Annotated in this window: 2 protein-coding genes; one reads left to right on the top strand and one right to left on the bottom strand. The window is 48.1% G+C overall.

What is annotated here, in order from left to right:
• Positions 1-1,190 precede the first annotated feature (1,190 nt).
• On the bottom strand, positions 1,191-3,032 hold the full coding sequence (locus VZT47_RS09375; RefSeq protein ID WP_330224704.1) for an ammonium transporter: 1,842 nt from the start codon (positions 3,030-3,032) through the stop codon (positions 1,191-1,193).
• Positions 3,033-3,947: 915 nt separating this feature from the next.
• Here VZT47_RS09375 and VZT47_RS09370 point away from each other — a divergent pair.
• On the top strand, positions 3,948-4,397 hold the full coding sequence (locus VZT47_RS09370; protein ID WP_330224703.1) for a PaaI family thioesterase: 450 nt from the start codon (positions 3,948-3,950) through the stop codon (positions 4,395-4,397).
• Positions 4,398-4,660: the final 263 nt, after the last annotated feature.

The following is a 4,660-nucleotide window of genomic DNA, read 5'->3' as shown; positions in this document are numbered from 1 at the left end:
TACTGTCGAAAGTGCAGTTCGTCCTCTCAGTCTGCTTCGCAGACAGCTCTCCTATCGAGGAGAGCCTTTTCGCATGACGATTGCGTCATTTGTCACAAGATTGTTTCGTCAGTCAGTCTCATCTGTGCCTTGCAGCGTTTAACAACCTTTTCCCCGACTTCGCCGGTACCTTTCCATCCCAGGAAAGGTGGTGACCGGCAACATGATTTCCGTTTTCCTCATTTTCGACTTGAATGGGCAGTGCAGAATCAAACATAAATCATCCCATCCGCCCCTGCGGGGCACCTTCCCTATCTAAGGGAAGGTTTTTCTTAGGACGCCACATTCCCGATAACCCCGAGAGCCCCGATCATCCCGATTCAAAAGCTGCCTGTCATGATGTTTATCTATGGAAAGGACTCCTTTATCCCCACTTGCTCACACTTCTGTGAATAAGGAATAAGGGTACCTTATTGGAGGGAGGGATGAATTCTCAGTATCGGGGCCATATGCTCATGAAAAATGGCGGGGTATCCACCCGTGGTGGACAGTGTGAGTTTCCGGTTCTCTTTCTTTTTCTTCTTTTTACGCTGTTTTTCAGGGTATTTTCTCCTCTTTACAGAGAATAAATGAAACGGTTTCCTGATTTTTTCATTCCGATTGTTCCCTTGTGAACATTTATTGGTTCATATTCACAGCTGTGGAGAAACAGGGCCTGCGGAAAGGGGCATGGTATCTATGGTTTCCGGGCCTTTCACCGCTGTAAAGTACGACTTATTCACAGTTATTCACAATTTTTTGTGTATATCTACAGTGGACAGTGGATAGGGATGGGCGTATTTCCTGTATTTTTTCCATTCTCAATACGGTTATCGACAAATTGTGAATAAGTATGTGAATTGGTCATGAATTCATGGGAAGATTAAATAGTGTACGCTTTTAAGGATCAGGAATCAGGAATTGGGGGTTAGGTGATCAGGGAAGGTGTGGTGCAAATTCATGGGTGCCGCTTTTCTGATTTTGCCTTTGGCGTACATGTTCGATTTGAATGATTACCATCGGAAAGGGCAGTTCCCCCGCCCGCTTTGCGGGCGCTTCCCAGACGGGGCAAAGGGCGGCAGAGTGGGAACAGAAAAAAGCCGGGCACCTTTCGGTGTCCGGCTTTTGAATTTGAGGAGGTTTTTTAATTGGGTGTTCCTCAGGGAAATCAGTTATTTTTCTTCAGCTTTCGGTTTTTCGCCTTTTGCTACAGGGTCTTCCCCAATCGGGTAATCCTGGAGGGCTGCGAAGCCTTCTTCGCCGGTTCTGATCTTGACTGCATTATCAATGGTGGAAACAAAGACTTTGCCGTCGCCGTACTTGCCGGTGTAGAGGACTTTCTTTGCCACTTCGATAATCTTTCTCGGAGGAATTGCGGATACCACCATTTCGACTCTGATCTTCGGCAGCAGTTTTGCGGATACCTGAGCGCCGCGGTACATCTGGGTCTGGCCTTTTTCAAGCCCGAAGCCAAGAGCTTTGGTAACGGTCATACCGGTGATCCCGATGGCTTCCATAGCTGCTTTGAGTGCTTCAAATCGTTTGTCGGAGGTAATGATGGTGACATTGTACAGTCTGTGGCCGTCTGCCGGTACTTCTTTCGGAAGCGGAGCCGGTTCTTCTTTATCCAGCGGAACTTCTACTGCGTCTTTCGGAGGTTCAGCCGCTTCGATCTGGGCGCCTACGGTATCAGGAACCATCATGAAGTCTGCGTATGCAGATACGAGGCCGTGTTCTTCGAAGTCGAGGCCGTTGATTTCTTCTTCTTTGGTTACGCGGAGACCGTTGGTTGCTTTAATAGCACGGAATACGATATTGATTGCGATGAATACATAGATGGCTACTGCAACTACGCCGAGAATCTGAATGAAGAAGAAATGAGGATTTCCGGTATAGAAGAGGCCGTCGGAAGTGGAGAAGAGGCCGGTGAGGATGGTTCCGAGGGCGCCGCATACGCCGTGAGCGGAAATAGCGCCTACAGGATCATCGATCTTGAGTTTCTGGTCAACGAATTCTACGGAGTAAACAATAACGATACCAGCGATGAGGCCGATGAAGAAGGAACCTGCTACGGAAACGGTATCGCAGCCTGCGGTGATGGCTACAAGTCCGGCCAGGCCGCCATTCAGGGTCATGGAAACATCCGGTTTGCCATATTTCAGCCAGGTTACACACATGGTTGTGCATGCGCCTACGGCTGCAGCCATATTGGTATTGACCATGATAAGGCCAACATTTTCAATGACATCATCACCGGTCATGGAAACAGTGGAGCCGCCGTTGAATCCGAACCAGCCCATCCAGAGGATGAACATACCGAGGCATGCCAGGGTAATGGAGTGACCGGGGATTGCATTTGCGGTGCCGTCTTTGTTATATTTCCCGATTCTCGGTCCAAGCATAGCCGCGCCGACAGCTGCACAAACACCGCCGACCATGTGTACACAGGTGGAACCGGCGAAATCATGGAATCCCAGTTCGGAAAGCCAGCCGCCGCCCCAGATCCAGTGTCCGGAGATCGGATAAATGATGAGGGAAATCAGGAGGGAATAGAGGCAGTAGGAAGAGAACTTCGTGCGTTCTGCCATGGAACCGGAAACGATGGTTGCGGAAGTTGCACAGAATACTGTCTGGAAGAACAGGTAATCCAGCTGGGTGTAGCCTGCATCCGGGCCGGGATCATAAGCGGTAACGAAGAAATCCGGTGTACCGATAATGCCGCCGATATCGGTACCAAACATAAGACCAAAACCAATAATCCAGAATGCTACAGTACCGATGGAGAAATCCATGAAGTTCTTCATGACGATGTTGCCCGCATTCTTTGCACGGGTCATGCCTGTTTCTACCATAGCGAAGCCAGGCTGCATGAAGAATACAAGAATGGCACCCAGAAGGATCCAGATACTGTCTGACGGTGAATACTTTCCTTCCCCGTCAGCTGCCATTGCTACTGCCGGACATGCCAGCAGGGTCGTAAGGAGCAATGGCCACTTTCGAACCAGCGATTTCATAAAAAACACTCCCCTCTTTCCTGACAAAAAAATCTGATTTGAGAATCATCGGGTTTCTTCTTTGGGAAATAGAAAATGCCCGCCGAATTTTCAGCGGGCATCGTCGTCCAAAAGAAAAAGCCTGATTTGATCACTCATAATCAGACGTCTTTGTCAAAACAATATGTAATTTCGGGCTTTGCCCTTGTATGGTATTAGAATACTCCCGTAATTACCTTTCGTCAAGTCTTTTTTGTAAATTTTTTACAACTTTTCGATAACGACGCACTGCTCTTATGAGTTTTAAGCATGAAACAAATTTTAAATATTGCCTGCGGATATCGGCCCGGGCCGTTTGAGGCTTTGCGACTTGTCCCTGTAACGGAATGGGGGGATTTGCCTGCCGATAGAGACTTGAGACGTTTGAGGCTTTTCGTCCTATACCTGTAACGGAATGGGGGGATTTGCCTGCCGATAGAGACTTGGAGCATTTGAGGCTTTTCGACCTGTCCCTGTAACGGAATGGGGGATTTCGCCTGCGGATATCGATTTGAGACTTTTGAGTCATTTCCGACTTGCAGCTGTAGTACGACCCACCCCGCCTTCCGCCACCCTCCCAGGCCTGGGAGTGCTTGAACATTCCGACTTGAATGAATAGAGTCATTTGTCCCGGGAACGTTTCGTCAATCAGCCTTGTTTGTACCTTGCAGCGTTTAACGACCTATCCAGCTGCTCCGCAGCCACCTTCCCGACTCCCGATTGCCCCGATTCAAAAGCTATTAAGGAGGAACCTTTCCCATATAAAAACGGCGCCTATGAATTTGCGCCGTACCTCCACTTACCACTTATCACTTCACACTTATATTCATATGGCAATACGCCTCAAAAAAGTGTACAATGAAACCGTTAATATATATTTCCAAAATGAGGTATACCATGGAAGTCCTGACGAATCCTGATGAAATCCGGTCCCATATCCGGGATATTTACAAGCCCAATCATTATATGATGGACTTTATGAAATATGACATTGAGAGAATCGACTGCGGGGATGTGGTGGTCTCGCTCCATACGGATCCGGCGCTTCATACGAATCACCGGGGAATCATTCATGGGGGAGCTATGGCATCCCTGGTAGATTCGGTCACCGGAGTGACTTCTGCCAGCCAGGGAGCTGTGGTGGTCACGGTTTCTCTCCAGATTTCCTATATCCATAATACGACGCCCGGGGAAACAATGCGCTGCCATGGCCATATCATCCATCATGGCCGGACGACGATCGTCATCACAGGAGATGTGAAAGATGATGAGGGGACTCTTATGGGAACTTTTACAGCCAATATGATGGTGGTGAAACGGTTCCCGGAGATACCGAAGAAGTGGTAGTCAATCGAGATCTCTTTGGTTGGAGTCACTTACGGTTTTCGTGAGTTAGCCTCACCACGACATGGGGGTGTAATCCCATTCCGACGGGTTCGTGGTTCGTGATTCGTGAGTCGGAAGCGGAAGGTATAATTTACCCAAGATTAAATAAATTCAAAAACTGACTACCCCAAATTAAATAGATGGAAATTCGAGAACGACGCCAAAAGAGAAATGCTAAAATCATGTTAAGCATTAGTTTTTGACATAGAAAGGAAGATCTAAAC

This window comes from Dialister sp. (assembly GCF_036343215.1).
In the GTDB taxonomy this organism is placed as follows: domain Bacteria; phylum Bacillota; class Negativicutes; order Veillonellales; family Dialisteraceae; genus Dialister.
This window is presented reverse-complemented; position numbering and strand designations above follow the sequence as displayed.

Excerpts from the sequence above, each read along its gene's own strand:
- VZT47_RS09375 (WP_330224704.1), bottom strand. The coding sequence starts at position 3,032 with ATGAAATCGCTGGTTCGAAAGTGGCCATTGCTCCTTACGACCCTGCTG.
- VZT47_RS09370 (WP_330224703.1), top strand. The coding sequence starts at position 3,948 with ATGGAAGTCCTGACGAATCCTGATGAAATCCGGTCCCATATCCGGGAT.